This window comes from Streptomyces sp. NPDC019443 (genome assembly GCF_044389785.1).
In the GTDB taxonomy this organism is placed as follows: Bacteria; Actinomycetota; Actinomycetes; order Streptomycetales; family Streptomycetaceae; genus Streptomyces.
Window position 1 is genome coordinate 1 of record NZ_JBIRYJ010000029.1, and the last position, 26796, is coordinate 26796.

The following is a 26796-nucleotide window of genomic DNA, read 5'->3' on the forward strand; positions in this document are numbered from 1 at the left end:
TACAACGAGCAGAGCCTGCGCCAGCTGCAGGCCCCCATCGGCTGGACCAAGTACCTGATCTCCGCGGACTTCTGGAGCCGCTCCCTGCAGAACTGGCAGTCCGAGCTCCTGGCCGTGGCCTCCATGGCCATCCTGTCCGTCTACCTCCGCCAGCGCGGCTCACCCGAATCCAAGCCCGTCGGCGCCCCGCACACCGCGACCGGCATCGAAAGCTGAGCCTCAAGGCGTCAGCCCAGGTCGGGAAACAGGGCGACCTTCACCTGCGCCGGCGGGGCGCCTTGCTCGGCTCCAGCATCACTCCTTAGCGCCAACCCGTGGGGCGGGGATGCTCATGGTGGCGCGCGCGACCTGTTCCAGCGGATGCGATCAGCGGACGGTCGCAGTGCGATGGGAGGGGACCGGGAGGTGAGGGTGATGCGCGTGCGATGTGGAGCGGCGTTTTGACGTTTGGACTGGTCACGGTGCTAGTGCAGCCCTACACGTCGACGGAGAGCCACACGGTCCACTTCCATCAGCTGCAGCGCGGCACCGCCGACCGGGTCCGCAACAAACGGGTCAACGAGCGCACCGGTGAGGAGGTGCCGCTCGAGGAGACCGTCAAGAGCTATGCGGGCGAGTCCATGACCTCATCCTGGGTCCGATTTACAAGGTCTCAGCCCGCCAGCTGATGAGGACATCGCGCCAGGCCACGCCAGGTGCGCAGCACGTAGAGGATGCCCGCCAGCGCGACGATCGCCGCCCAGCACTGCCCCGCGTCCAAAGTGTTCCACGCACGCAAGGAGGCCGAGGGGAGTCACCTTTTCGCTGCAGGTGTCGGCCACCCTGCGCTCAGGATCCGCACGGCAAACCTATGGTCGGTGACCAGACCACGCAGCTCGTCGGCCTCGGTAACCAGCACCGCACCAATGTCCGACGGCCCCTCGGCAGATCGCATGGTGCCGAGAGTCCCAGCGGAGCGCCTTGTGCTCAGCCTCCAGTTCCGTCATCCACTCTCAGGCGTACATTCTGCTCGAGACGCTCAAGGCTCTGGTCTAGGGCATCGTGCACCGCCTCGGCCCCGGGATCGTCGGCCTCGTCAAAGAACGAGAGGTGCACCGTTACCTCACTGGCTCCGCTGCCGATCCCGGCCACTTGAAGCCACCCTGCGTAGCTACCCTGCTCTCGCGTTCCCCACTCCAGTCGCATCTGGTCCTTCTGGGCACGGAGCAATGCGGAGATGTCTTCGCTGCTGCGGTCCTCATGAACGGTCACCGCGGGGAGGTCATCGGCCCGTACATGCAGGCTTCGAGGAAGCCAGTCGTCCATCTGATCAACGCTGGACGCCTGGTTAAAAACGTGCTCGGGCAGAGCAGGCATCGTCCGTGAGCGTTCATATTCGGTCATGATTCCACTCTCCCTCGACCTGCCATTGCTGAGGGAACGCATGCCCCACCCGCCAGGCTCGAAGCGGCACGGTCGAAGAACTCACTCATCCGCCCGCACCCGGCCGACAGCAGTTGCGTCAAGCCCTCGGCCGCTGGACACTCCCTGCCAGCAGGGAGCGATCGGCTCTGGCTGCGCCTTCTCAGAGACGTGACGGCGGCCGTACGGCGCTGCCGTCGCGCAGGGAACCGACCCGCGCAGGGAACCGACTGCGCCCGGAGCTTTACCCGGGAGCGGTGGCGGCCCCGGTCTATCGCCTGTCGCAGCTACCGGCCCACCCCACCCGTGGCGGTACGCGTCCGACCCTCTGCGGCGGCGAATGCTGCTGGTCATGACCGCCATGCCCATTCGGTGCTCTCGGGCATGTCGAACGCCGGTACGCGGTAGTTCTTTTCGGACCTCGTCGCGGCGGCTGGCGTAGTGGGTCGACAGGTCGCCAGTGGCGGCCGGACGGCCGCGCAGGTGGCCCAGTGCGGTGACTGTCAGAGCGTGCCGCGAGGTGCCGTTGCTGATCAGCAGGTCGTGGGTGGTGCCCTCCTCGACGTAGCCGCGAACGTGGAACCAGGCTCGGCGCCCTTGTCTTCACCGGGGAGATCGGCGAGGACCAGCCGGAGGTGTGCGGTCGGCTCACCATCCTCGGCCTGGCGGGCGACCTGCGCACGCCCGCCAACGGCCAGTGGGAAATCATCAGTCCGCCGGGGGCCGAGATCCCGGTCCTCGTCGTACCCACCGGAGAAGCACAGCAAGTCGCCCGCGAGACGCGGGACGCGGGCCCTCCTGCGCGACCGCTGAGAGGTGCCGCCTGCATCCTCCTGCCGCAGCCGTAGGCTTCGGCCGATGGTTTGTAGCGACGCGCACCAAACCGCGATGGGTTCGTGCCTGGCCAGCACGTGGTGAGCCTTGCCTCGACCTGTCACTTCATCCCGGATGCGGGTCTACATGCCGTCCTCGCTTCCGGGGGTTCAGGCAGCGGAAGGCTCGGTTCGGCGTGGCGGAGGGGCGAGGACGCCGCCTCGCCGTAGGACGGCGTAACCGACGCCGATGCCAATGGCTACGGGCCATTCCAGGACATCTGCGGCCCCGAGGACACCCAGGCCGAGATAGAGAGGGAGGCCCTGTTTGGCGGGCAGTACCTGACGGGCAACAGCGACGGGCAGCATTGCGGCGTTCAGGGCGCCGTTCGCCACGCGGTCCAGTGAGGGGACGGTCAAGGTGATCGTGCGCCGGCCCTGGTCGGGATGTGGTGCGGTCGGCTCGGGAGGTGGCGGGGTCGCACGCTCGCCAGCGGCAGTGGCCTCGGCACTGGGAGAGCTGTGGGTGCGGGGGGACTTTTTCTTGCTGGACACGGTCTCACCTCAATGAGTCGAGCAGGATCGTACTCCAAGTGGAATGGTGCTTTTACTCCTCATAGGATGCATTTCCCGTATAGCCGGTTTTATGGGCCTCGAGCAGACTGAAGCTCCTTACATGTCACTTTGCCCTCGCCGCTGAGATCGAGGAGGCAGGTTGATGTCGTCGGAGCCCGCCTCCTCTGCGTGGATGCCTCCGTTTCTCGCGCCGATCTTCCCGGAACTGGCTTCACAGGTGGCCGCCGGGGCAAAGGCTGCCTGGAGGGTGGCAGAGAGCCTTCTCGGGGCACCGCGCCGCGAGGTGTGGTGGGGCGCCGGGCGCTGTTACATCGCGGTGTCCGGTGTACACGGGGCCGGGGGTGAGACCGTCGGCCGTCGTGTCGAGCGGGCGCTGGAACGGCATGCAGGGGTGTTGTGGGCGCGGGTGAACGCGCCCATGGAACGGGTGGTTGTGTCGGTGGTTTCCCCTCCTCCGGCCGAGCACGAGCTGGTCGCGTTGGTGGAGCAGGCCGAGGGCGACCATGCTGCGGAAGCGGAGGCGTTCGACGAATGGCAGCCGGAGCCGCATCATCCGGCAGAGGGTCCACCCTTCCCGTCGGTGCCGGCGCTTGCGGCGGACATGCTGGGGCTGGCTGTCGTGACGTTTCGGCGGCTCGCTCCGTGGTTCGGGCTGCCACCGGAGGTGGCCGGCGTTGTCGATGCCCTTCGGTACCATCCGCGACTTCGGCATCTGGTCGAGGACGTCAGCAACGACGATCACGCCGACTCGCTGCTCCCGGTGGTCGGGGCCCTGGTGCAGGGGGTAGCGACGGGTGGCGGGGGGCTCGCCCTCGATGTACTGCAGCGCCTGGCGGTGTGGCGAGAGGCGAGCGCGGAGCGCGCGGCATGGCGGGAGAGCGAGGGCCGGCTCGTTCGCAGCCCGGAAGAGGCCTCGGCCACCGCGATGGCGGTCGACCGGGCCGGTCCACTGCCCCAAGATGGCGCCGACCGCTATGCCGAACGATCGATGGCGGCGGGCCTTGCCGCCGGTGCGGCCATACTGCCGCTCGCAGGGGCTCGGCGCGCGATCGCCGTCGCCATCGCGGCTGTGCCCAAGGCACCCAACGCCGGCCGTGAGGGCTTCGCCACGAGCCTGGGACGGTATTTGGCTCTGCGCGGTGTGGTCACGATGGACCGCACCGCGCTGCGGCGGCTGGGCCAGGTGGACACGATCCTCCTCGAGGAAGAGGCTCTGCGCGGCGACCGGTACGAGCCGTTCGACCTCGAGCTGCTCGATGAGGCCGATCCTGAACAGGCTTCCGAGCGGCTGTTTGCGCTATTTGACGCCGATACCCCTCTGGCGGTGCGCCGCGCCGAGGGCTGGGTCCTGGGGCCCCTGGACGAGCTCGAGCGCGAGGGCCCCACCGGTGGCGAGGCCGCGGAACGGCTCCGGCGCCGCGGCAGCGAGAAGGTGCTCGGTCTGGCTCACGGCCGACGTCTCCGAGCCGTGGCCGGTCTGGGCACCCAGTCCGCTCCCGGCGCCGAGGCCGTCGCGGCGGCTGCGCGGCGGGCGGGAGCTCGCGTGGTGGTGGCCTCCGACCGGGAAAGCCCTGAGCTTTCGTTCGCTGACGCCGTGATGCCGGCGGGCAGCAGCCTGGTCGCTTCCGTGCGAAGTCTGCAGGCCGACGGTGCGGTCGTGCTGCTGGTCTCCGGCAATCGCCGGCCGTTGGCCGCGGCCGACTGTGCGATCGGCGTGCACCGCGACGAGGAGCACACCCCCTGGGGGGCGCATTTCTTGGTCGGTACGAATCTCGAGGCGGCGGCCTTGATCGTCGATGCGGTCGGGACGGCCGCCGTAGTGGACCGCGACAGCCACTATCTGGCCGCCGGTGGCAGCGGGGTCGGCGCGGTCGCCGCACTGCAGGCGGCCGCATCGCGGGCGACCGCGCGGGTCCTGGCGGTGAGCAACACGGCCGGGGGTGTGGCCTTCTGCCTGGGTGCCTGGCGTGCCCGGCAGCTGCTGGCCCGTCCGCTCGCTCCATCGGTGGTGAGTGTTCCCTGGCATTTGATGCCCGCCGAGCGTGTCCTGGAGCGTCTGCAGACCCGCCCTGAGGGGCTTTCCGCGCAAGAGGCGGCAGAGCGCCAGAGCGATGCGCATGCGGGTGGGCCGGCGAAGCTCAGCCTGCCGCACGCTTTCATCGAAGAACTGTCCAATCCCCTCACCCCGATCCTTGCCGCAGGTGCCGCGCTGGCTGCGGCGGTGGGGTCCCGTACGGACGCCGCGCTGGTCGCCGCTATCACAGCAGCATCTGCATTGGTGGGCGGCTTTCAGCGAGTGCGGACCGAGCGGGCACTCGCGGAACTCTTCGCCCGCTCCGCGATCGGTGCCCGGGTGCGCCGGGCCGGGCAGGAACGGCTGGTGGCTGCCGGAGAGCTGGTGGCGGGTGACCTGGTCATCCTGGGGCCCGAGGACGTTGTGCCCGCGGACTGCCGTCTGCTGGAAGCCGAAGGCCTCGAAGTCGACGAGTCCCCACTCACCGGCGAATCCCTCGCCGTGAGCAAGGACCCGGCTCCCGTGGTCGCCTCACACATCACCGGCCGCCGCTCGATGCTCTACGAGGGCACAACGGTCTCGGCCGGACGGGCCGTGGCGGTCGTGGTGGCCACCGGATCGGCCACGGAGGCCGGGCGCAGTCTCGCCACCGCCCGGCAGGCCGCACCCGAGACCGGTGTGGAGGCGCGGCTGTCCTCCCTCACCCGTTACAGCATCCCGGTCGCTCTCGGCTCCGCCGCCGCAGTGGCTCTGTCTGGCCTCCTGCACGGCCGTCCCCTTTCCGACAACCTCGCCTCTGCGGTCAACCTGGCGGTCGCCTCCGTCCCCGAGGGCCTGCCATTCCTGGTCAACGCCGCCCAGCTGGCCGCCGCCCGTCGCCTGGCCGACGCGGGCGCGCTCGTACGCAACCCCCGCACCATCGAGGCGCTCGGCCGCGCCGATGTGCTCTGCTTCGACAAGACCGGCACTCTCACCGAAGGCACACTGCGGCTCGCCGAAGTCAGCGACGGCGACAGCACGGAGCCACTCGACCGGCTCGGTACGCATCGCAAGGACATCCTTGCCGCAGCACTGCGCGCCACCCCACCCGCCCGGCAGGCCGAACCGATGGCCCACCAGACTGACCGGGCGGTCATCGACGGGGCGCGAAGGGCGGGTGTCACCGCACGCGTGGGTCTCGCCCGCTGGCACCGCACAGACACCCTCCCCTTCGAACCAGCCCGGGCCTACCACGCAACCGCCGGCCATACCGGACGCGGCGCCCTGCTCAGCGTGAAGGGCGCGCCGGAGAACGTCATCAGCCGATGCACCCGCCGTCGGCGGCCGCACGGCGCCGTCGCGCCTCTCGACGAGAGAGCAAGCAGAGCCCTTGCCGCAGCAGCCGAGGAACTTGCAGCAGCGGGACGCCGCGTCCTGGCCGTGGCCGAACGCCGCATGGAACCAGGCGAGGAACTCGCCGACGAGGGGGTGAGCGACCTGGTCTTCCTCGGCTTCATCACACTCGCCGATCCCGTACGCACCAGCGCCGCACCCGCCTCGGCCCAGCTGCGCGAAGCCGGTGTGCAGACCGTCATGCTCACCGGCGACCATCCCGCCACGGCCGACGCCATCGCCTCCAGCATCAGCGACATCAACGAACCCAAAATCTGTACCGGCCCGGAACTCGACGAACTCGACGACGACGACCTGGACGAACTGTTGCCCACCGTGGATGTCATCGCCCGCTGCAGCCCTGGCCACAAGGTCCGTATCGTCCAGGCCTACCAGCGACTCGGCCGCGTCGTCGCGATGACCGGCGACGGTGCCAACGACGCTCCCGCCATCCGGCTCGCCGATGTCGGCATCGCACTCGGCCGCAGGGGCACCCCCGCCGCAACCGCCGCAGCCGACCTCGTTGTCACCGATGACCGGCTGGAAACCATTGTCTCCGCCCTCATGGAGGGGCGCGCCATGTGGGCCTCGGTCCGCGCCGCGCTTGCGATCCTCATCGGCGGCAACCTCGGCGAAGTCACCTTCAGTGTCCTCGCGTCCGGACTCACTGGTACCACCCCCCTCAACGCCCGCCAGATCATGCTCGTCAACCTTCTCACCGACCTGGCCCCCTCCCTCGCCATCGCCGTACGCGAGCCCTCCAGCCAAACCGGCGAACGCCTCCTCAAGGAAGGCCCCCACCGCTCACTGGGCACCGCCCTCACCCGCGAAATGCTCCTGCGCGGCGCCATCACCGCCACCGGAGCCGGCCTGGCCTGGGGAGCAGCCCGCCTGACCGGCCGCCGACGCCGGGCCAGCACCATCGCCCTCGCCGCCGTCGTCGGCACCCAACTCGCCCAAACACTCACCACCGGGGGACTGGACCGCAACGTCCTCACAGCAGGACTCGGCTCCGCGTTCGTCCTCGTCGCCATTATCCAAACCCCCGGCATCAGCCAATTCTTCGGCTCCACACCCCTCGGCCCCATCGCCTGGGGCATCACCCTGAGCGCGATCACCGCCGCCACCCTCCTCAGCACCACCCTGGCACCGTTCATCGCCACCCTCACCGCGCACCCCGCCGACGACCAGTAACCAAGGCCGCGGCTGGTCGAGATCCGCGACAACCTCGCCGACCGGATCGCCAAGCTGCTCCAGATCGGCGTGGGCCTCATGGCCAGGACGCAGGCGGCACCTGATTGGGCATCAGGAATGTCCTGGGCTTCGCAGCATCATTTTTCGTCGCAAACCCGCGGCTGCCGGTGGTCAGTCATTCGGAGTACACAAGGATGCGCAGTTCTCCGGGCAGGGATCTGTAGTGTCCGCGGAACGCGGGAGCGGTGGCTCCTCCAGGTTCTCTCCCGTGCTGAAGGCCCCGGCTCCCCTCCGTCGGGCCGGGCCTTCTGGGCTTTCCGCTCGCAGGGGGCCTTCTGGCGGCGGCTTCCATTTTTCGGGGCGTGGATTGCCTGGTGGGGGCCATCGCGGTGTCGTCCAGGACGATGTGCATGGCGTCGCTCACCTGCCGGCCACCTGAGCCAGGCGCCGGTCCAGCTCGCTGTCCAGGTCCCGCTCCTCGGCCACGGCCGGCGCGTAGCCGTTCCGCTCCTTCAACGCGGCCAGAGCCTTCTCCACGCTCGGCACGCTCATCCGGAGTCAGCAGCGTCTCAGCGAGACGGGCCAGATACGCACGCAGCGACAGACCCTCAGCAGCAGCTATCGCGGCCAGCCGGTCCTTGGCTTCCTCTGGGATACGGACGTTGGCATCGGACATCGTCGTGCTCCTTCCCATCCTCAAGGATACGGGTACGGGTACGTACCCGTATCAAGCTATTTCAGTCACACCCCTGTTTCGCGGCGGTGATCCTCTAGCCCCCGGCGGAGGTCCCCCACCCCTGACCCCGCCCGTGTGCTGCCACTTTGGGCGAGGCCGCGCCGTCCCTCCCGGTTCCTCCGCCACGGAGGGACGGTGACTACGCCGGGTCCCCCTTCTACGCGCCTGATGGGGCCTGGCGGCGCTTGGCCCGGCGCGGCCCTCGGCGCATGACCTGGGGCAGCAGCAGGTCGGCAAACTGGATGATCTCGATCGGGTCGTCGAAGGCGACAGCGCGGTGACTGGCGGGGTTCTTGTAGGCGCATATAGCACCGGCGAGCAGCGCGGAGTCCGCGCCTCCTGCTCACCGCCCTCGGCCCCGCGTCGCGAGCGGCCCGCCGGACTTCCCGGTTCCGTGAGGCTGGATGCGGCGCGCATCCGGGCACACCTCGGCCAGGGAGTTGTCCAGACAGCGGACGCCATGGAGGAAGAGGTCAACGCCGTAGCCCTCGGCCCCTACCGCGAGTTCGGGACCGATCGGGAGCATGAGGCGCTGAAGCTGTTCACCCAACGCGTTGAGGACCACCGCGACGTACAGCGGCGCCGCCAGCAGCGACTGGACCAACCCGCCGACCAGGCAGCACCGACCGCCGCCGCCCCTCCGCCAGACCCTGGGGAGCGACGACAGTCCTGACGCCGGCACGGAGTCGGGGCTGCCATCACACGAGTCCACTGTGAGGGCGGTGGCGTGGACGTGCAGATGGTGCGCGCGGTTGATCTGAACATCAAACCGGGAGTCGAAACCGACATGGGGCCAGGGGACGCCTGGCCTGGTGTCCACGCACAGCTGATGGAGTCCCAGATCCTCGTCATGGCATCGCCCACTTGGCTGGGACGACCTTCATCGGTGGCGCAGCGGGTTCTGGAGCGGATAGACGCGATGCTGGCGGAATCCGACGACCGGGGCAGGCCGGTGGCGTACAACCGGGTCGCCGGAGCCGTGGTGACCGGAAACGAGGACGCGGCCCATCACGTCATCAGCGAGATCAGCGGAGCCTTGTGCGACATCGGCTACACAGTGCCGGGCCAGTCCTGGACCTACTGGCACCTCGGGCCCGGCCCCGGGCCGAACTTTCTCGATGACCACCGTGGACACGACTGGTCGACGAAGACCGGCAGGGCCATGGCGGCTAACCTCATCGGCGTAGCCCGGGCGATGTACGCCAACCCATTGGGCCCACCGCCCGGCTGACCTGTTTCGGCACGGCCGCCGGAGAGGGCCTGATCGTGCGGCAGGTATTCGTCGAACCGATCCTTCGTCCCCCGCCACGCCACGGCGCCGATTCGCCGACGCCGACCGCAGCCCATCGCGACTGCGACTCCCAAACCATTTCACCCAGGCCGGGTTTCGCCGTACAACCCGCCCAGCTGGCCAGCCGGTTGCCACTGGTCTTTCGTCCTCCACCTCGACCGCTCAACCGCACCTCGTGTCACCTGTCTGGGCGGGAACCGTGTGCGGGCTGCCTCAGCCGCTCCCCCCGGCACGGCTCGGTCGCGAAGGCTTCGTTCCTGCTCTCCGACCGGTTCTCTGCGTCCGGGAGAAACCCGCCATAGACATGCCCTGCGAGATTGATTCGGCCGCACGAATAGTGCCGGTGAAGGCGCCCGTCCAGACCCGGCTGCCATGTGCTCCACCATGGGCATGGTCGCCTGTCGCATTGCACGGCGTGGCTTGCATACACCGAGCCGGTCGCCTTCCTTGGGCAAAAAGTACGGTCAACACCAGGTGAGTCGAAGGCGGACAAAGGAAAACGCCTGAGCGTGACGAGGCTGCACTCGAGACCCTGGCCGACAGCGACGTGCTGATTCCCGTTCCTGATGATCTGGGCCCGGAGCCGGACCTGGATCCCGGAGCCGTGATCCTGCCGCTCCTTGAACAGCCCGGCGGTGAAAACCTTGTGCCGGTGTTCACCTCGGAACTGCGCATGATCGAGCTATTTCCGTCCATCTCACGCTATCGGCGAGTGCCTCTGGGCGCGCTCGCCGCCCAGTGGCCACCCGGCGAGCTGTCTTTGACCATCGACGCCAGTTCTCCCGACGCCTTGACCCTCAGTGCCATCGGCGTACGCACGATGCTGGGCGGGCGCCCCGGCTGAAGCGGGGCGCAGATCACGCCAATCAGCTGGGCAACGGCCTGTCTTCATTTTGCCACCAGCCGAGGCCGCTGGGGCCCCTGAGCTACAGCCAGTCGGTTGACCGTCGCAGAAAATAGCGCTCTCCGCGCGTTTGGCCTCGGGGTACACGCATTCCGCCCGCGCACGTGGCTCCTCGGCCGGAGGACTCCGCTGCGCACCCCGCACCCGCCCTGGGGGCCTCGTCCCGGCATAAATGGCGCCATATAGGGCACGCGCCGCTTATGAGCCCCGACAATACTGATCCTGATCCACGTAACACCCCAGGACTCGAACCTGGAGGCTCCGTCCCCCCTGGAGAGACACCTCCGGGTGAGGCGAGTACCGCCTCGGGGACAGGCCCGCGCAACGAGCCGCCGCGCGGCTGGGCCAAGGGCCCGGTCATCGTCATTCTTGTTGTTGCTGCCCTCTGCGCGGCGCTTTTCCTCGCCATGGCGCTGAGCCTTGCTCTCTGAATCCGCTTGCGCCGGCCTTCCCCCCGGATGTCCTCACTGCAGGACCTGTCCTGCAGTCAGGCATGATCACCGCGGCTGATGAGAGCACAGTTCAGCGTGCACTCGGCGGAAGTCCCCGACGAGCTGCGCGAGCGGGCAGTCTGCGGGTCGCCGAAACCAAACATCTCGCCTCGTGGGCGCGCTGGTGTTGAGATGCGTGAGATGCCTCGTCAAGGTGGAAGTAGCCCGTCCCGCACGGAACTGTGCGTTTGACATGCGTCGGACGGATGGCAGGGTGGTAGGCGGGACCTGGTTGGGAGGCTTGTCGCGGGCGCCGGCGCTGGAGGCGGTATCCGGATCTGCATGGCGGTCTGCGGCACGACAATTGCCGCTCAGGCTCGCGGTCGGCACGTTCTTCCTGAACTCCGGGCTGTCTAAACGCAGTGCGGAGACGGCCTGAGCGAGGACCGGTGAACTGCGGCTGACGGAGGCGATTGCCACCGCTGGACGAGTCCGGCACGCTGACGAGGGGAGACCCCCTGATGGATCCGCTACTCGTCGCCAGGACCCAAGGACTGTTCAACGCGACTGGTGGAGCCTGGCCACTGCTGCACTTGCGCAGCTTCAAGCACTTCTTCGGGCCCAGGGGGATGCGGGAGGAGCAGGACTGGCTGGTGAAAACCGTGGCAGGGCTCCTCATCACCTGCGGCTGGAGCCTGCTGCTGTCCAGCCCGACATCCGAATCCCTCTCCCGGGCGCGCATCACAGGACTCGGCACGGCTCTAACGCTTCTCGCTGTTGATGTGGTCTACGTCCCCAAGGGGCAGGCACGGCGCAGCCACGTTCTCGACGCGGTCATCGAGAGCACTTGACTTGCTGCTACCAGCTGCGCCCACCGTCTCCGTGACTCTGCCCGGAAGGTGCGTGCCGAGCGCGGGTCGGAGCTGCCTTGGGCTGCTGGCCGCAAGCAGCCGTGAGCCGGGCGGCGAAGACCCGGCGCCCGTAGAGTCGTATCTATGCCGGACCTCACGCTCGACCAGGTCGAGGCGATCGCCCGCGAAGGCCATGCGCACCAGAGGGACAAGGCGGGACGGCCCTACCTGGAGCATGTCCAGGCGGTGGTTGACGGAGTGAGGGAGCGCGGCGGTTCCGACGAACAGATTGCCGCCGCCTGGCTGCACGACACCATCGAGGACGACGTGCTCTCCCGCGAGTGGCTGGAGTCAGCCGAACTTCCGCAGAACGTGAAGGACCTGGTCGACGCGATGACCAAGCGCCCGGGCGAAGGCGACGAGTCGTACACGCAGCGGATCCTCGCCACGCCGGGCACCCGCCTCATCAAGGAGGCCGACCTCGCCCACAACGCCGACCCGGCCCGGCTCGCCCTGCTCGACGAACCGACCCGGACCCAGCTCGGCGAGAAGTACGCGAGGATGCGGCGGCTGCTCGGCCTGCAGGAGCTGTGATGATCTCTCCATAGACGGTGAGATGACACGTTCTGGCAACCCCACGCCGGACTCGTGGGCGTCGGCGGCCCTGACACCCGCCCGGCCGCTCGGCATCAGAGCCGTCCTACCGGCAGCCCGCGCGGCATCGAGAGCCTCAAGGCCCCGGCCGCCGCCCACCTCCAGCCGCAGAGAGCGGCACAAGGACTGGACCAGCGGGTCACCTTCTCCGGGCCGAGGCGGTCACCATCGGGGCCGTTGCGCGGTCTGGTCACCGACCGGGACCTGGTGGTGCGGGTCCTGGCCGAAGGCCGCAACGTCGACGAGGCGACCGTGTCGCAGGCGTGCAGCGCCGACCTGGTCGCCGTATCCCCCGACGACGACATCGACCGAGCCGTGCAGTTGATGAGAGAGCAGGCAGTGCGCCGGCTACCGGTCGTAGAGAATGAGCGCCCGGTGGGCATCGTCTCCCTCGGCGACCTGGCCATCGAGCGCGACCCCAGTTCCGCGCTGGGCGACATCAGCTCGGCTGAACCCAACCAGTGAAACGCCTCGGAAGCCTGCAGGGGACCAGCATGCAGCCCTGGCAGGCTGGCCGTCATGCTGGCTGCGACATGCCGACAGCTCGCCGCGAGTAGTCCTCGCCGATTCATGATCATGTCTGCCGGGTTTCGTGCCAGCCGCCAGGGGCACCCGAGGGATGCGGTTGAGCGGCCGCGGTGAAGAGGGACAAGGGCACGGAGTGCGGGCTCCGTGCCCGGTTCGGCGTCGGCCGCGTCATCGGGGGCCGGTGACCTCGTCCTGGGCATTACGTACGCCATCTACCGGTTCGGCCGCAGGCCGCGAACCTGACCGTGGATGCCCGGCGGCCCCGGCGGTTACTTGCCGCGGCCGGTGACGAAGTCGCGGGCGCGGTCGACCAGACCGGTCCCCGGTGCCAGGAGCTTGTTGCCGGGCGGGGTGCTCGGGGCACTCGGGTGGGGCCGTGTGGGGGCGAGTTTCTTCGCCGTGCGGATCTTGTCTCCCAGTTGTTCCAGATCGCCGGGTGCGCATGCGTTGCTCAGCTGGACGAAGAGGTTGTTCTCCTCGTCCCTGACGTGAGCTTCCACCTCGGTCCTGAGCTTGACAATGACGTGATTGAACTCGGGATCGTCGGCGTTGAGCCCCTCCAGGTCCTTCAGCAGTTCCTCGACGCGTGCGTGATCGGCGATCTCCTTGTCGGCGAGTGCGTCGCCGTCCTGCAGGTGCTTGCGTACCGCGGGATACAGGTGCTCCTCCTCCGCTACCGAGTGCCGGACGAGCTCGATGGTCAGCTGATCGGCCAGCTGTTTGCGCTCCGCGCTGCCGGGCATGGCCTGCTCGATCTGTTGGAAAAGGTCGTCCACCTCGCGGTGATCGGTGGTCAGTTCGTTGATGACATCTCCGCCGTGGCCCATGCTGCACACCCTTCCTCACCTGGCGACCGATGCGGTCAGCCAGGACACGGGTGCCCAAAGGCGGCAGCTGCTAACAGCTCGCCAGCCGGATTCGGCCGGACGAGGTTCCTCACCCTAGCGTCGATGGCGATCCTGTCGGTCTACCTGTGCCCACGCGGCTCATCCGCATCCACACGCCAGGAGGCGCGCCCTACAACTTCGCCGGCATCGGACGCTGAACGCCCACTGGCGGCACGGCACCAGTGCTCCATGGCGTGCGTTCGCTTCCTGTCAGTGGCCCAGCTTCTGCTTCAGTTCGGCCTTGTTCATGGAAGAGCGGCCCTGGATGTTGCGCTTCTTGGCCTCCGCGTGCAGCTGGTCGTACGTGGGCCCCTCCGAACCGCTGTGCGAAACTTCGCCTATCGACCACGAGGTGTGAGGAGCCGACGTCTTCGGAATGCGATCTTGCCGATGTGGCCGTCGGTGGCCTCGACCCTGTAACCGATGAGGTCGATCCCTTCTGGTATCCCGCGGCCGGGCGATAGCCCAGATGTCGTCGCTCACAGCTATGCCTCTCCGGTGCGTGACAGATACGAGAATCCGTCGATTGCCGCGAACGTACTTCCGAGACCATGGGGCTGCCACTCGGGTGTCTCCTCGACAGGAGCGTCAGCCGAGACAGGGAGTTTCGAGCCTCAGGTCGCATGGGAAAGCGAAGTCGCATCGGGTCGCCGTAAGGGCCTTGCCAGTGCCGTAGCGATTGCCGGTGCAGTTGATCAGAAGTGCTTGCATGCCCCGACGCCTTCCCCCGATGACTCCAGCTCAGAGAAGAGCGCGTCGCAGAAACCAGACACCCTCCGGGCGGCGACCCGCTTCGGACCGGCAGTCCAGGCAGCCGCGCGGCACGGACCGGTGTGCCGCTGAGTGGGTGCGGCGGTGGTGGTGGAGGGCTACGCGGGCCTGCAGGCGGCGGATAAGGAGACCGCGGCGCTGGCCGAGCAGCTCGAGGCGGCCAAGGAACGCCAGAGGGCCGTCCTTGACGGTGTAGCCGAGGCAAGGAACCGCGCCCGGGAATTCGAGACGGCGGCGGGAAAACGTGCGGCCACGCCCCAAAGGCGGCCGCGCGGGCAGAACGTCTCGCAGCCGACGACACGTAAGACGAGGCGCCCCCCGGTTCTCGGTCGACCCGGCGTCCGGCGGATTCCGGGATGCGCTATGCCGCGGGTGGGGGTGCCATGGAAGAAGTCATGAGGAGGTGGCAGCGGTCATGGGGCGTCCGGTGTGGAGTGGTGCTCTGACCTTCGGTCTGGTGTCGCTGCCGGTGAAGTTGTTCACCGCGACGGACAGCCACACCATCCACTTCCGCCAGCTGCAGCGCGGGACGTCGGACCGGGTGCGCAACAAGCGGGTCAACGAGCGCACCGGCGAGGAAGTCTCCCTGGACGAGATCGTCAAGGGTTTCGATGCGGGCGAGGAGTACGTGCTCGTCGAGCCCGGCGAGTTGGACGACATCGCCCCGGGGCGCTCGCAGGCCCTGGAGATCATCGGGTTCGTCGACCTGGAACAGGTGGAGCCGATCTTCTTCGACAAGACGTACTACCTCGGCCCGAAAGGCAAGGAGTACGCCAAGGTCTACGCGCTGCTGGAGCAGGCACTGGCCGGCGCGGGCAAGGCCGGGATCGCCACGTTCGTCATGCGCAACCGTGAGTATCTGGTCGCGGTGAAGGCCGAGGCCGGCCTTCTGACGCTGCACACCCTGCACTGGGCCGATGAGATACGCGACCCGCGCACGGAGATCGACGAACTGCCCGGCCGCCAGACCCGCGTCAGCGACCGCGAGCTGAAGATGGCCCAACAGCTGATCGACGCGCTCAGCATGGAGTGGAAGCCCGAGGAGTTCCACGACACATTCCAGGAACAGGTCGCCAAGCTCATCGAGGCCAAGCGGACCGGTGAGACGGTCGAGAAGGCAGAAGCGCCCGCGAAGGCCACGAACGTGGTCGACCTGATGGAGACGCTGCGGGCCAGCGTCGACCGGGCCAAGAGTCCCAAGGACCGCGGCACGGAGAAGGCCGCATCCACCGGCGCTCCCCCTGCGGGGATCAAGGACGCCGCCGACAGGCGCCGAGCCGGCAAGACAACGAAGGCGAAGAAGCAGACGAAGGCTTCGTCATTCGATTCCCTGACCAAGGCAGAGCTCTACCAGCGCGCCACGGACGCTGGAATCCCCGGCCGCTCCTCCATGAACCGCGAGGAACTCATCAAAGCCCTCCGCGGCAACCGGGGCCGACGCAAGGCCCACGCATCCTGAAGCCTGCGCAGGAGGTTCAAGTCTGGCCAGGAACGCAGCTGCTCGGCGACGCGGGCGACTGCGGAGCAGCGGTGCCCGCGCCGCCCTAGCTGATGACTTCGGCGGTGATCCGCGAGTCGATCTTCTTGTAGGCCGCAGCCTGCCGGGTCAGAACAGGTAGTCCCGAGGTCGAGCGCCAGATGTGCGGCATGGGCGGTGGGAAGGTCGGCCGGCCGTTCCTGGGCGATCATCTGCGCGACCGCCCAGCAGGATGCTTCGCCCAGAGGCCGGAAGACGAAACAAGTGGCCGCGAGGGCGTCCTGCAGCATTTGCGCGACACACCCAAGGCGCTGCCGGTCCCGTGAGCGAACGAGACCGCCGGCACGTTGACCGACCGGAAAACGCGCGCGGCCATGTAGATATTGCCCTGATCGAGAGCGCCAACGCGGTGTGGTCGAGGAGGTACCCAGTGCTCACGCGGCATTCTGCCCCTGCTCGACGATGGTAAAGCCGTGCCGCGTCTCCGCAGCCCGTACGGCTTCCAGCGCCTGTGTCAGGTGCCTCGAGCAACTCCAGCATTGGCCAGCGGCGTGGGGGGAGGGGCCGCCCGGCAACAGAGGTCGTCGCCGGGGAGGTGCGGGCGCACGCTGGTGGAAAGGAGGCCCCGGCTAGGGCAGAACGATGCCCAGGGGTCGCGGCCGCAGCCCACGAGGCGATGAGATGAACGGAGGCGGCGGACGATGACCACATTCATGGATGTCCACCACGGCATGAAGGGCATCACGGCCGAGCAGCTCTCGGCGGCCCACCGAGCGGATCTGGAGATCGAGGCGGAGGAGGGGGTGCACTTCGAGCGGGCGTGGGCCGACCCAGAGGCGGGAGTCGTGTACTGCCTGTCCGAGGCTCCCTCCGCAGAAGCGGTGCAGCGCGTACACGAGCGCACTGGTCACCCGGCCACCGAGATCCATCCTGTGCCGCTTTCCGTCTAGGAGCACCAGAGGCCGGTACCAGCGCCAGCATGCCCCGCGCCGTCGCGGCGTCGGCAGACGACGGCGTGGCCAAGAAGGACGTCCAGAGCAAGCGCAAAGGCGCGTGAGCACACGGGGATTGAGGACAGCCTCACGAGGAAGGGCCCGCCGCTGGCGGGTCCTTCTGTCTTTGTTCGGGCCTACGCGTTCCGGGTGGGTCAGGCGGCGTCGGCGAGGGTCCGGCGGCCCGCGGAAGTGACGCGGAAGAAGTGCGGGCGCGTGCGGTGTTCACCGCTGGGGCCGGCGCTGCCCTGGACGTGGCCGCAGTCGTCGATCGAGAGCGCCGAGGCCGGGCTTTTCGAGGCGATCCCATCCGCGGCCGTCAGCCAGCCCTTCCCCCCGGGAGCCATCTCGATACGCGGGGTGTTGCCCATCGGGTGCGCAGCTGCGGCGCGGAGGGCGGCCAGTCGCTTGGGGGTCAGACGATGCGTCCTATCTCGCGGACCCATGCCGGTTCGAGCCAACGGACGGCGTCGCGGACCTGAGATGCCGCACCGCTCAGGTTGTCGGCCTCCAGGCGTTCGTCGAAGTTGTACGGGTCGTCGATGCCGTTCATGACGGCTGTCGAGGCGGAGTCCAGGACGTCGGCGTCCGCCCGTTGTGAACGCCGACGTCATTCAGGGCCGGACGACGATGTCGCGCTCGGCTCCACGCTGGATGACGTCGGCGAGCAAGCGCAGCGCGGCGGCCACTGCTGGGGCGAGGAAGGCGAGTTCACCGGTGTCGCCCGTGCGCCTTCCGGGGTATCGGCATCTGGTGGACGCCGGTACCCCGGGAACGGCGCCGGCTGCGAGGCTCGGCGCACGCCGCTCGGTCAGCCGCAGTCCTTGTTCTCGATCTGGTCGTAGGCGCTGGCCTGGAAGCCCCGGCCGCCGATCTCGACGTATCCGTTGGTCACGCCGCGGAAGTGGCGGTTGCCATCGCCAGCGCAGTGGTAGGAGATGTCGAGCGGGAGGGAAGACGTGAACGTCGCGCCGTCCTCGTCCTGGGCCTCCTCGGTCCAGTACGCCTCGTCCCACCACAGGAAGTCCTCGGTGCCGGCCAGACCCGCCAGCATCTGGATCTCGTCGACCGCCATGCGACAGGACGTCAGCGAGCTGTTGAAGACCTCGTAGCCCTGGTCATAGACGATCACCCAGAGCCCGCAGCCGGTCGGGAACTGCTTGGTCGACGGCTCGTCCGACGACGAAGTGTCGGCCATCGGCCGCGACTTGCGGTAGTCGACGTCGCCCACGCTTCGGGCGTCGGTTGGCGTGAAGGGCGCCGAATGCACGTCGCGTACATGCCCTCCCCCTTCCTCGATCTGCGCGATCTTCTCCTGGACGTTCGACGGCATGCCGTCGATATCGATGTCCGATCCGCCGGGGGCGGCGGCCGCGGGCGACGAGGCCATCATCGCCATCGCGGCAATGACCGCCAACAGGGCCGCCAGGGTTGCCCGGGCTCGTTTTAACACGCGCTTCCTCCTGCCGTTCTGTGGCTTTCGTGCTGGGTCACCACGGAAGGCTAGGGAGGCGTCATGGCCCCTTCAAGCTCGCCTAAGGCTCATCCGTCCCCTTCTGGCCATCAGGGTCGTCGTCCTTGTCAGCACCGTTTTCCTCAATTTGCTGGTCCTCGTCGGGAGCCCATCGCCAGGCATCCCCGATACCCCGACCCTCCGCTTCTTCCCGTACGGGCCAAGTGACGGGTTGTTCGGCGTTGTAATCCAGGTTCCGGTTCACTTTGTCTGCCTTACCCCTCGGCATGTTCGTCCTCCTTTCACGACGCTGGCATCAAGCCATTCCCTCGGGGCTCATAAGAATCGAACTTCACCAATACTTCATGCATTTGAGGAGGTGATCGAGAGAAGAGCGTGAACTGGAAATATTTGAAGGCGAGTTCACATGTTCCCATATGTTTCCCCTGCTGAAGAATTGATGACTATTCGCCAACCGTATCGGCACGGTTTCTTCACGGACCGAGTCGTCAGCCGAGATGTGTTCTCGTCACCGCAGGGCAGATGGCTGTGCACGCAGGATCCCTCCATGGGAGTCGCTCCGCCGGAGGCCCGCACCGGGCCCTGGCCGTTCGTCTGCCACCATGAGCCGGCCTCATCATCCTGCGGAGCCCCTTCGTCGCCAACGTCTCACGTCCGTCCGGGGCGGCTGTCACCGTCCAGCGCCGGGCATGGTGCTCGAACGGGGCGAGCCCGTCGCGATGGGCGGGCTCGTCGGTGCGTACCTGGTGGGGTCAGCTGGTGATCTCGATGCGCCGGGGCTTGGCCTTCTCGACCTTGGGGACCTTGACGGTGAGCACGCCGTCGGCGAGTTCGGCGGTGACGTGCTCTTCGACGGTATCCTGTGGCAGCGTCACCCTGTAGTCGAACTGGCCGGTGCGACGGGTGCGGCTGCGGAGTGTGCCGGTGCGTTCCCTTTCCTTGGTCTCGCCGTGTATGGACAGCTCACCGGCGTTCAGCTCGACGGTGATGTCGTCCTTCTTCACCCCGGGCAGGTCGACCTCGACGACATAGGCGTCGTGGGTCTCCTCCAGGTCGGCCAGCGGCGCCCACGCATCACCGAGCAGGCCGCCGCCGCCTGGAACGGCGGACTGCCACAGCTGCCCCATCCGCTCGTACAGGTCGTGGAACTCCCTGAACGGGTCCCACGCCGGACTGCTCTGCTGACGTCGCACGGGAAGCGTCATTTCCGATCGTCTCCTTCCGAAAGGCTCCTCGGTCGGTGGCACGCCACGGCCAGCTTGCGTTCGGAAGTCCCCCTGACCGGGACCTCCACTACCCATACTCGGCGCATTACGGCCCATATTCCACGCGTTCCGTGTGAGTGGGCACCGGACAAGATCAAGAGGTGAAGCACGGCTATGAGGTACGACGAGTTTCTGGCCCGGGTCCGCGAGCGTGGCGAGTACACCGACCAGGAGGAGGCCGAGACGGTCACCACCGGCGTTCTTCAGGTCCTCTCCCAGCGGATCACGCCGGGCGAGGCGGCGGACGTGGCCGCGCAGCTGCCTGAACCACTCCGTGCGCCGCTGACGGGCGACGGGGAGCGGCAGGCGGAGCGTTTCGGAGTGGAGGAGTTCCGCCGGCGCGTCGCTGAGCGCATCGGTGCCCGTCCCCGCACGGCCGAGTGGGATGCCAGCGCAGTGCTGTCCACTCTGGCCGATGCCGTCTCCGGCGGGGAGCTGAACCAGATCATCAGCCAGCTGCCGTCCGGCTACGCCGTCTTTTTCGGCAAGGCGGACCTGGCCGACTGACCTCAGGCCCGCCGCCGCGGCGGCGGGCGGTCGAAGTCGCCCGCCTGATGCGTGATGGGGCCATCGGTGCGGTCCTGGTCGCGCAGAACGAGGTGCTGCGCGGACTGGTGGTCCCGCCGGATCCGGCGGGGCCTGCAATTCTGCTGTGATCAGGGGGTGAGGTCCAGTACGTGACCGGCTCCCCTGCCCACCGGTGCGGGGCGGTTGTGGCGATGATCGCTCCGTCGGGACGGTCCGGGGTGGGCTGCGTACTGGCTGTGCGCCGCGGCCCAGGTCTCCTGCCGCGCGAGGGCGAGGGCGGCAGCCAGGTCCAGATCGGGGACGGTGATGCCGGGCAGGGAGGCCAGGTGCTCGGCCGTGCCGGGCCGGGCGCGATCGGCTTCGACTAACGCGCACGCCGGGGCGTACAGGAACCAGCCTGCTTCGGCGTGGGCGCGGTGGATGAGGCGGGAGGCGAGGACGTTGCCCTGACCGGCTGCGGCCATCGCGGTGTCGTCCAGGACGATGTGCATGGCGTCGCTCACTGGCCGGTCACCTGAGCCAGGCGCCGGTCCAGCTCGCTGTCCAGGTCCTGCTCCTCTGCCACGGTCGGCGCGTAGCCGTTCCATTCCTTCAACGCGGCCAGGGCCTTCTCCGCACGCTCGGCACGCTCATCCGGAGTCAGCAGCGTCTCAGCGAGACGGGCGAGATACGCGCGCAGCGACAGACCCTCCGCCGCTGCGATCGCGGCGAGCCGGTCGCCGAATCCAGTGCAATGCTGTGGCGGCGGTGACCCTCCAGTCCCCCCGGCGGAGGCGCCCCACCCCTGGCCCCGCCCGTGTGCTGCCACCTGGGCCGGGCCGCGCCGTCCCTCCCGGCCTCCCCACGGGAGGGCCGACGGCTGCGCACTGGCCGAGTGGCAGATCCGGTACTGCGGACGTACGTTCGGCGACGAGCGGCGGATTCTCCTATCTGTCATGCACCGAGAGGCACAGCTGTGAGCGAAGACATCTGGGGCTATCAACCGGCCGCGGGATACCAGAAGGGGATCGACCTCGTCGGTTACAGGGTCGAGGCCAGCGACGGCCACATCGGCAAGATCGACAAGCATTCCGAAGGCGTCGGGTCCTCCTACCTCGTGGTCGATACCGGAGTGTGGATCTTCGGCAAACGCGTACTGCTGCCCGCCGGGATCATCGAGCGCATCGACACGGCCGCAGAAACCGTCTACGTCAGCCGGACCAAAGACCAGATCAAAGACGCTCCCGAATTCGACGAGGGCAAGCACGCCGGCGAGCCCAGCTACCTGGAGCAGTTCGGCCGCTACTACGGCCAGCCGCACATGTAGCAGGAGTGAACCCCGGGGCAGGGGACTCCATCCGCAGGAGGGAGTCCCCGACGCCCCGTGCTACCGGGGCGTCTTGCCGCCCCTCGCGCGCACACGGGCCGATCAGTCGGTGGACAACGCCTGGAGGAGATCACCGACCTTCGGGTCCGGTAGGGCACGGGCGATGTCGGCCTGGGCGACCATGCCGACCAGAATGTGCCCGTCGATGACGGGCAGACGCCGGACCTTGTGCTCACTCATGGTGCGCAGGATCTCCTCGGCATCATCATCGGCCCCGATGGTGACCGCCTTGCCCTGGGCGAGGTCACCGGCCTTCGCCTCGGCCGGATCCTTGCCCACCCCGAGAACCTTCACCACAATGTCGCGGTCGGTGAGCATGCCCTTGAGCCTCTCGTCCGTGCCGCAGATCGGCAGCGCACCCACCCCCAGCTCGGTCATCTTCTTCGCGGCCTCGAGCACCGTCTCCTGGGCGCCGATGCACTCGGCGCCCGCCGTCATGACCTCTCGCGCGGTCGTCATCCGGCAGCACTCCTTCTTCCTCACCTACAGGTCCTGGCCACGCCGCTGAAGCTACCCGCGATGGCTTGGTGGCACAGATCGCAGATGTCCGGCTGCGGGAGGTGCTCGGCCTTCGGCACGTCATCCATGAGGCGGTCCTATCCCACGGTGAATGGTGCTGCACCTGCGACGAAGCCACCCGCACCGTCGGAACCAGCGGTGTCCTGGAGATCCGGCTCGAAGCTGTGAACGGCGGGCTGACGGTGCCCCCGCCCCCGAGAGAATGTTTCTGAACCTTTTGTCACTCGTTGGGCAGCGCATGGATGTTCACCGTGATGACGCCGCGGCAGGTCCGGCCTTGCTGGCGGCCTATTGGCGCCAGCCCTGGCCCGACCACGAGAGCGCTGTCGCCAAGCGCCAACACGTAACAGTCCGGCTGACGTCGCGGGGCGGACGCGCCGGGGGAATCGGCATCGCCGTGGCCACCGTTATCGCCGCGGTGGTGTGTGTCGTAGTGCGCGAGTTCCCCTGAGTGAGTCTCTTTGCGCTTTTCGGGGCCCCGGTGGTCCGGTGCTGGTGTGCTGCGGTCAGTGGGGGCCGAGCGGGCAGCAGGATATTCGAGCGGGCTAGCACCCCAACGGGAGCCACCCTGCCTGTGGGCTCGCCCGCCGTGCCGCACATTCCTCCCAGGGCTGCGACGGGCCGGTGCCCATGCCACGCCTGCGCATGGAGGGGTCCGGCGGAGACGTGAAGGTCGACGCAGGCACCGACGTCCACTGTCCAGGCCAGGTCCACGAGCACGGCCTGGGCCTACTCTCCACGGCTCGTCAGTTGCAAAGCCTGCGCACCGTACTTTTCGGTGTCCTGGAAGCGGCGCCCTGATCTCGACGTCGGGCGAATCAGCATGGCTTTCCCCTCGACCGCCGTCCCTGGTGCTGCTCGCCGCGGCGCCGGGTGCGCGCCTACCGCGAACGGCAGGCGTCGCGGAACGGTGTCCCAAGCCGCCATCAGCGGCGTGGGCCTCATGACCAGGACGCAGGCGGCACCTGATTGGGCATCAGGAGTGCCCTGGGCTTCGCAGCATCATTGTTCGTCGCAAACCCGCGGCTGCCTGTGGTCAGTCATCCAGGGATCTGTAGTGTCCGCGGAACGCGGGAGCGGTGGCTCCTCCAGGTTCTCTCCCGTGCTGAAGGCCCCGGCTCCCCTCCGTCGGGCCGGGCCTGCTGGGCTTTCCGCTCACAGCGGGCCTTCTGGCGGCGGCTTCCATTTTTCGGGGCGTGGATTGCGTGGTGGGGGTACCCGACCAGCGGGCTCGCTGTGCGGGCCGGATTTCCTTGCCGATCAAGGGTGGAACAATGGCTCAGCATGTTCGCGAGATCATGACGGGAACTCCCGCCGCGGTGGGACCGCAGACGTCAGTGACCGAGGTCGCCCGGCGGATGCGTGAGGAAGACATCGGGGCGGTCCTCGTCGTGGAGGACGAACAGTTGCGCGGTCTGGTCACCGACCGGGACCTGGTGCTGCGGGTCCTTGCCGACGGGAAGAACATCAACGACACCACCGTGTCGGCGGCCTGCAGCGCCGACCTGGTCTCCGCTTCACCCGACGACGACATCGACCGCGCCGTGCAGCTGATGAGGCAACGGGCAGTACGCCGGCTCCGGTCATCGAGAACGGCCGTCCGGTGGGCATCGTCTCCCTCGGCGACCTCGCCGTCGAACGCGACTCCGGCTCCCCACTGGGCGACATCAGCTCGGCCGAAGCCAACCAGTGAAACGCCTGGGGCGCCCTGGCGTACACATCTCCGGGACAGCCCGGCCGCCGCTGTCCAGGAGGCGCGGACAGCGACGGCCGCGTGAACGCTCAGGTCTCTTGATCGTGGCTGACGGGTTTCGTCCCAGTCGTCAGGGGGACTCGTGGGGGTGCGGCTGAGCGGCCGCGCGGTGAGGGTGGCGGAGCTCGGGCACGGAGGACGGTGGACTCCGTGCCCGAGCGGAAAAACGCTCACCGCGCACGCAGCTTGCCCCCGTAGTTGCTGTTCCGGACAGCAGCCTCTTGGTGCGGAATGCCGGGCTGTGCTGACGTTCCGGGTAACAGGTGACGCCGTCGTGGTCTGAAGGTCGTGCACGGATGGTGGAAGGGGGGCACGGAGATTGCCAGGCGTGAGGTGTTGCTGGCGGACTTCAGGGTGGGCGAGCCCTATGAGGTGGTCCTTCCTGCGGAACGGTTGCCCAGTGGTCCAGGCGCCCGAGGGGCTATACAAAGCCCGGGCCAGGCTGATCGCGCCCTCCATAGGATTCTTGGCGAGGAGGCGTACACCTTCGAGATCACAAGGATGCTGCCCTGAGCATCCAAGGCGGCGACGGTGAATGTTCGACGCGGGGAGTTTCCCGGTGGGGCAGGGAGCCATGGACTCCGGCCTTTCCACGTCTGCGGCCGCTCAACTGCGTCCCGCAATTCCCCCGACGCTGCTGTCCGGGGGCTCGGCGTGGTTACGCAGGCTCGGGCAGGTCCTTGGCCAGTTCGTCCGCGTACTGGCCCGTGACCAGGTAGACCACGCGGCGGGCCACCGAGACGGCATGGTCGGCGAAACGCTCGTAATAGCGGCCGACCAACGTGACGTCCACGGCCGTTTCCACCCCATGCTGCCACCGGTCGTCCATCAGGCGCTGAAAGATCATGCGGTGCAGCTCGTCCATACGGTCGTCGTCCTTCTCCAGCTGCAGCGCCGCGTCGACATCCTGGGTGATGAGCACTTCGGCGGCCTGCGCCATCAGGCGCTGTGCAAGCTGGCCCATCTCCAAAATGGTGCGGCGCAGATCGCGGGGCACCGCATGTTCGGGATGGCGAAGCCGGGCCAGCTTGGCCACGTGCTGGGCAAGATCACCACAGCGCTCAAGATCCGCGCTCATGCGCAGTGAGGTGACCACGACACGGAGATCTGTGGCGACTGGCTGCTGCCGCGCGAGCAGTGCGATCGCCCGGTGTTCCAGATCCCGCTGAAGAGCATCGACCTGGACATCGGCCGAGATCACGCTCTCCGCGAGCTGCAGATCCGCATCGAGTAGAGCGCTGGTGGCCCGGCCCATGGCGGAACCGGCCAGGTGTGCCATTTCCACGAGGCTGTCTCTGATCGACGCCAGCTCCTCGTGATAAGCCGCTCGCATAGGTCCTCACCGCCCAGTCCCGCGTCACCAGTCTCCACCCGATGCCAGACGCGCACACTTTGCGCCCGTCGCAGCGGCTGCCCGCTGCTATCCCACCGACGCGGATGTCGGCGTACTTGCGAAAGTGCTCAAGTAAGTACAGATGAACGTGCTCAGCCGAATGTTCGCCTGTGCGCTCGGGAGAACTGGGCGCGTGCGACGATCGTCGTGTGGAGAGTCCTGATCCTTCGTTCCGTCGGCGCCTGTTGATCGAGTCGCTGACCGTGCTGGCGGCTGATGCCCAGACCCAGGTGGCCTGGCTGGACAAGCATGGCGTGATGACGGACGAGATCGCCCTGGACTTCGATCACGCCTTCCGCATGGCCGAGGCCCGGGTGGCCGAGGGGCGACTCGACCGCGGAGTCGTGGCCGACCTGCAGGAGATCGATGTGATCCTTAGCGGGATGAGCGGTGGAGAGAACGCTGATCGATGGACAAAAGATGCGCTGTCCACCGATGAGGGATGGGCTCTGGCCCGGCGGTTGGCCCGCCGGGTTCTCGTTGCGGATCTGGGTGCATGGCAGCAGCCTCTTCCGGAGATCGCTGTCATCCGGTGACGGGCTCCACGTCTATGACCGCACGGCTCCCCCAGCACATGCGCGAGCCGTCCTGACGGCCGTTTGCCCAGTGTCCGACGGGCGTTGCGCTCCACTGCGGTCACCTCCCGAAGTGTCGCGCGGGCCACGGTGGCAATCTCGCCGGTAAGCCGGTCGATCTCTCCCATGGCCTGGCCGGTGCGGCGCCGCAGGGTGCGGGAGATCTCCTTCAGGCGGCGGCCGGCTGACCGGCTGCGGTCCCGGAAACGGGTGCGCCCGGCCGCGCCCGCGGCCTTGATCCGCCGCACCAGCCTGCCCAGCTTGCGCACCCAGTGCTCCAGCAGATCGGCATCCGTGGGGTGGTCGATATCGGCCTCGACCACGGTGGTGTCGATGCGCAGCTTGCGGGACCGCAGCAGCTTGTCCTCGACCAGCTTGCCCAGCAGCGCGGCGTTGAGGTGTTCCACGGTCTGCGGGCCACTGCGGCGAACCAGTTTGATCAGCGTGGTGGGGTGCGGCACCGGGGAGGTCAGCGGGATCCGGCAGAACCGCCGCCAGCTGAGCGAGTCGGCCACCTCGCGGCACAACGTTTCGTAGCCGAGCTGGTAGCGGTGCTTGAGGTAGAGCAGACGCAAGAGCGTTTCGACCGGGACCGAGGGGCGCCCCAGCCGCTCGGCGAACACCGTCCGCCACGGAACGATGAACCGTTCGTCGTCCAAGAACGCATCGATCCTGGCCAGCTCGGCGGGCAACTGTTGTGCTTGCTCCGGCAGCACTTCCCACCACGTGTCCGGCACTCCCGCGACACGCAACATCGCCACCACCCCCGGCGGCCGAAGACCCGCGTCAACTGTCCCGGCCCACCGACCGCCCGCACCAGCTCTCCCCAGAGCGTCACACCACTGACAGCCCCGACTTCTTCAGGGGCAAGTAGCTAGCCGAGGACCTCATCAGGTTGGCGCGAAAGAACATCCATCCCAGAACGCGCCATCACCAGGCGGGCGACGATGCCGATCGCGGTCTTGACATCTTGGCCAATAGGTCGGCGGACCAGCCGCCGCCGGATGCAGCGGCCATGGCGACGGCGGCCAGG

At 68.0% G+C, this 26796-nt stretch carries 22 protein-coding genes and 8 pseudogenes; 15 read left to right on the plus strand and 15 right to left on the minus strand.

Features of this window, described 5'->3' with window-relative positions; translation table 11 throughout:
- Together ACH492_RS38395 and ACH492_RS38400 are read left to right on the plus strand one after the other, a co-directional pair.
- On the plus strand, positions 1–216 hold a 216-nt coding region (locus ACH492_RS38395; protein ID WP_398993838.1), incomplete at its 5' end, for a DUF6766 family protein.
- A 209-nt stretch (positions 217–425) separates the two neighbouring features.
- Positions 426–608: pseudogene (locus tag ACH492_RS38400) on the plus strand (Ku protein); the annotation flags it as partial.
- 358 nt (positions 609–966) lie between these two features.
- Here ACH492_RS38400 and ACH492_RS38405 read toward each other — a convergent pair.
- Positions 967–1383 (minus strand): SRPBCC family protein, encoded by a 417-nt coding sequence (locus ACH492_RS38405; RefSeq protein ID WP_398993840.1) that lies wholly within the window; start codon positions 1381–1383, stop codon positions 967–969.
- Positions 1384–2036: 653 nt separating this feature from the next.
- Between ACH492_RS38405 and ACH492_RS38410 the strand changes: the two genes are divergently transcribed.
- Positions 2037–2249, plus strand: coding sequence for a hypothetical protein (locus tag ACH492_RS38410; protein ID WP_398993842.1), 213 nt, complete (start codon positions 2037–2039; stop codon positions 2247–2249).
- Positions 2250–2384: 135 nt separating this feature from the next.
- On the opposite strand, the gene ACH492_RS38415 is transcribed toward ACH492_RS38410, so the two are convergent.
- Positions 2385–2768 carry a hypothetical protein gene (locus ACH492_RS38415; RefSeq protein ID WP_398993844.1) on the minus strand — a complete coding sequence of 128 codons (384 nt, stop codon included), beginning with the start codon at positions 2766–2768 and terminating at the stop codon, positions 2385–2387.
- A 268-nt stretch (positions 2769–3036) separates the two neighbouring features.
- On the opposite strand from ACH492_RS38415, the gene ACH492_RS38420 reads away from it, so the two are divergent.
- Positions 3037–7368: an HAD-IC family P-type ATPase gene (locus ACH492_RS38420; RefSeq protein WP_398993846.1), complete on the plus strand. Its 4332-nt coding sequence runs from the start codon at positions 3037–3039 to the stop codon at positions 7366–7368.
- A gap of 420 nt (positions 7369–7788) precedes the next feature.
- On the opposite strand, the pseudogene ACH492_RS38425 reads toward ACH492_RS38420, so the two are convergent.
- Positions 7789–8044 (minus strand): annotated as a pseudogene (locus ACH492_RS38425) (hypothetical protein).
- Between the two features lie 403 nt (positions 8045–8447).
- Positions 8448–8924 carry a hypothetical protein gene (locus tag ACH492_RS38430; protein WP_398993848.1) on the minus strand — a complete coding sequence of 159 codons (477 nt, stop codon included), beginning with the start codon at positions 8922–8924 and terminating at the stop codon, positions 8448–8450.
- On the opposite strand from ACH492_RS38430, the pseudogene ACH492_RS38435 reads away from it, so the two are divergent.
- The 6 genes and pseudogenes from ACH492_RS38435 to ACH492_RS38460 all read left to right on the plus strand — a co-directional run.
- Positions 8829–9335: pseudogene (locus ACH492_RS38435) on the plus strand (flavodoxin family protein); the annotation flags it as partial. The gene ACH492_RS38430 and the pseudogene ACH492_RS38435 overlap by 96 nt on opposite strands.
- Positions 9336–9900: 565 nt before the next feature.
- Positions 9901–10239: pseudogene (locus tag ACH492_RS38440) on the plus strand (SseB family protein); the annotation flags it as partial.
- Between the two features lie 260 nt (positions 10240–10499).
- Positions 10500–10730, plus strand: coding sequence for a DUF6480 family protein (locus ACH492_RS38445; RefSeq protein ID WP_398993850.1), 231 nt, complete (start codon positions 10500–10502; stop codon positions 10728–10730).
- A 521-nt stretch (positions 10731–11251) separates the two neighbouring features.
- Positions 11252–11581, plus strand: coding sequence for a hypothetical protein (locus ACH492_RS38450; protein ID WP_398993851.1), 330 nt, complete (start codon positions 11252–11254; stop codon positions 11579–11581).
- A 144-nt stretch (positions 11582–11725) separates the two neighbouring features.
- The gene (locus ACH492_RS38455; protein WP_398993853.1) at positions 11726–12175 is read left to right on the plus strand and encodes an HD domain-containing protein; all 450 of its coding nucleotides are present in this window, start codon (positions 11726–11728) and stop codon (positions 12173–12175) included.
- 54 nt (positions 12176–12229) lie between these two features.
- Positions 12230–12700, plus strand: coding sequence for a CBS domain-containing protein (locus ACH492_RS38460; protein ID WP_398993855.1), 471 nt, complete (start codon positions 12230–12232; stop codon positions 12698–12700).
- A gap of 332 nt (positions 12701–13032) precedes the next feature.
- On the opposite strand, the gene ACH492_RS38465 is transcribed toward ACH492_RS38460, so the two are convergent.
- Both ACH492_RS38465 and ACH492_RS38470 read right to left on the minus strand, forming a co-directional pair.
- Positions 13033–13590: a hemerythrin domain-containing protein gene (locus ACH492_RS38465; RefSeq protein WP_398993857.1), complete on the minus strand. Its 558-nt coding sequence runs from the start codon at positions 13588–13590 to the stop codon at positions 13033–13035.
- 270 nt (positions 13591–13860) lie between these two features.
- Positions 13861–13989, minus strand: a pseudogene (locus tag ACH492_RS38470) (plasmid stabilization protein); the annotation flags it as partial.
- A gap of 847 nt (positions 13990–14836) precedes the next feature.
- Here ACH492_RS38470 and ACH492_RS38475 point away from each other — a divergent pair.
- Both ACH492_RS38475 and ACH492_RS38480 read left to right on the plus strand, forming a co-directional pair.
- On the plus strand, positions 14837–15880 hold the full coding sequence (locus ACH492_RS38475; RefSeq protein ID WP_398993859.1) for a Ku protein: 1044 nt from the start codon (positions 14837–14839) through the stop codon (positions 15878–15880).
- A 719-nt stretch (positions 15881–16599) separates the two neighbouring features.
- Complete coding sequence (locus ACH492_RS38480; RefSeq protein ID WP_398993861.1) at positions 16600–16848, plus strand: SCO4226 family nickel-binding protein; 249 nt, start codon at positions 16600–16602, stop codon at positions 16846–16848.
- 197 nt (positions 16849–17045) lie between these two features.
- On the opposite strand, the gene ACH492_RS38485 is transcribed toward ACH492_RS38480, so the two are convergent.
- From ACH492_RS38485 to ACH492_RS38500, 4 genes are all read right to left on the minus strand, one after another.
- Positions 17046–17261 (minus strand): hypothetical protein, encoded by a 216-nt coding sequence (locus tag ACH492_RS38485; RefSeq protein WP_398993863.1) that lies wholly within the window; start codon positions 17259–17261, stop codon positions 17046–17048.
- Between the two features lie 44 nt (positions 17262–17305).
- Positions 17306–17443, minus strand: coding sequence for a hypothetical protein (locus ACH492_RS38490; protein ID WP_398993865.1), 138 nt, complete (start codon positions 17441–17443; stop codon positions 17306–17308).
- A 258-nt stretch (positions 17444–17701) separates the two neighbouring features.
- The gene (locus tag ACH492_RS38495; protein ID WP_398993867.1) at positions 17702–18343 is read right to left on the minus strand and encodes a hypothetical protein; all 642 of its coding nucleotides are present in this window, start codon (positions 18341–18343) and stop codon (positions 17702–17704) included.
- A gap of 773 nt (positions 18344–19116) precedes the next feature.
- Entirely contained in the window at positions 19117–19569 is a 453-nt protein-coding gene (locus tag ACH492_RS38500; protein WP_398993869.1) for an Hsp20/alpha crystallin family protein, read from the minus strand.
- Between the two features lie 174 nt (positions 19570–19743).
- Between ACH492_RS38500 and ACH492_RS38505 the strand changes: the two genes are divergently transcribed.
- Positions 19744–20136, plus strand: a complete 393-nt coding sequence (locus tag ACH492_RS38505) for a DUF2267 domain-containing protein (protein WP_398993871.1) — start codon at positions 19744–19746, stop codon at positions 20134–20136.
- A gap of 149 nt (positions 20137–20285) precedes the next feature.
- Here ACH492_RS38505 and ACH492_RS38510 read toward each other — a convergent pair.
- Together ACH492_RS38510 and ACH492_RS38515 are read right to left on the minus strand one after the other, a co-directional pair.
- A pseudogene (locus tag ACH492_RS38510) lies at positions 20286–20648 on the minus strand (hypothetical protein).
- An 8-nt stretch (positions 20649–20656) separates the two neighbouring features.
- Positions 20657–20860, minus strand: coding sequence for a hypothetical protein (locus tag ACH492_RS38515; RefSeq protein WP_398993913.1), 204 nt, complete (start codon positions 20858–20860; stop codon positions 20657–20659).
- A gap of 252 nt (positions 20861–21112) precedes the next feature.
- Here ACH492_RS38515 and ACH492_RS38520 point away from each other — a divergent pair, with 252 nt between their 5' ends.
- A complete protein-coding gene (locus ACH492_RS38520; protein WP_398993873.1) occupies positions 21113–21463 on the plus strand; it encodes a PRC-barrel domain containing protein in 351 nt (116 codons plus the stop codon).
- 102 nt (positions 21464–21565) lie between these two features.
- Here ACH492_RS38520 and ACH492_RS38525 read toward each other — a convergent pair whose 3' ends face one another.
- Entirely contained in the window at positions 21566–21982 is a 417-nt protein-coding gene (locus ACH492_RS38525) for a CBS domain-containing protein (RefSeq protein ID WP_398993875.1), read from the minus strand.
- 1334 nt (positions 21983–23316) lie between these two features.
- Between ACH492_RS38525 and ACH492_RS38530 the strand changes: the two are divergent.
- Positions 23317–23735 (plus strand): annotated as a pseudogene (locus ACH492_RS38530) (CBS domain-containing protein).
- Between the two features lie 718 nt (positions 23736–24453).
- Here ACH492_RS38530 and phoU read toward each other — a convergent pair.
- The gene (gene phoU, locus ACH492_RS38535; protein WP_398993877.1) at positions 24454–25128 is read right to left on the minus strand and encodes a phosphate signaling complex protein PhoU; all 675 of its coding nucleotides are present in this window, start codon (positions 25126–25128) and stop codon (positions 24454–24456) included.
- A 622-nt stretch (positions 25129–25750) separates the two neighbouring features.
- Positions 25751–26518: pseudogene (locus ACH492_RS38540) on the minus strand (transposase); the annotation flags it as partial.
- Between the last annotated feature and the right edge of the window lie 278 nt (positions 26519–26796).

What these genes read in the sequence shown, in the direction of transcription:
- ACH492_RS38455 (WP_398993853.1), top strand. Translation starts at nt 11,726, where the DNA reads ATGCCGGACCTCACGCTCGACCAGGTCGAGGCGATCGCCCGCGAAGGC.
- ACH492_RS38490 (WP_398993865.1), bottom strand. Translation starts at nt 17,443, where the DNA reads ATGAACGGCATCGACGACCCGTACAACTTCGACGAACGCCTGGAGGCC.
- ACH492_RS38405 (WP_398993840.1), bottom strand. Translation starts at nt 1,383, where the DNA reads ATGACCGAATATGAACGCTCACGGACGATGCCTGCTCTGCCCGAGCAC.
- ACH492_RS38505 (WP_398993871.1), top strand. Translation starts at nt 19,744, where the DNA reads ATGAGGTACGACGAGTTTCTGGCCCGGGTCCGCGAGCGTGGCGAGTAC.
- ACH492_RS38485 (WP_398993863.1), bottom strand. Translation starts at nt 17,261, where the DNA reads ATGGGCAACACCCCGCGTATCGAGATGGCTCCCGGGGGGAAGGGCTGG.
- phoU (WP_398993877.1), bottom strand. Translation starts at nt 25,128, where the DNA reads ATGCGAGCGGCTTATCACGAGGAGCTGGCGTCGATCAGAGACAGCCTC.
- ACH492_RS38465 (WP_398993857.1), bottom strand. Translation starts at nt 13,590, where the DNA reads ATGGGCCACGGCGGAGATGTCATCAACGAACTGACCACCGATCACCGC.
- ACH492_RS38500 (WP_398993869.1), bottom strand. Translation starts at nt 19,569, where the DNA reads ATGACGCTTCCCGTGCGACGTCAGCAGAGCAGTCCGGCGTGGGACCCG.
- ACH492_RS38525 (WP_398993875.1), bottom strand. Translation starts at nt 21,982, where the DNA reads ATGACGACCGCGCGAGAGGTCATGACGGCGGGCGCCGAGTGCATCGGC.
- ACH492_RS38450 (WP_398993851.1), top strand. Translation starts at nt 11,252, where the DNA reads ATGGATCCGCTACTCGTCGCCAGGACCCAAGGACTGTTCAACGCGACT.
- ACH492_RS38480 (WP_398993861.1), top strand. Translation starts at nt 16,600, where the DNA reads ATGACCACATTCATGGATGTCCACCACGGCATGAAGGGCATCACGGCC.
- ACH492_RS38475 (WP_398993859.1), top strand. Translation starts at nt 14,837, where the DNA reads ATGGGGCGTCCGGTGTGGAGTGGTGCTCTGACCTTCGGTCTGGTGTCG.
- ACH492_RS38445 (WP_398993850.1), top strand. Translation starts at nt 10,500, where the DNA reads ATGAGCCCCGACAATACTGATCCTGATCCACGTAACACCCCAGGACTC.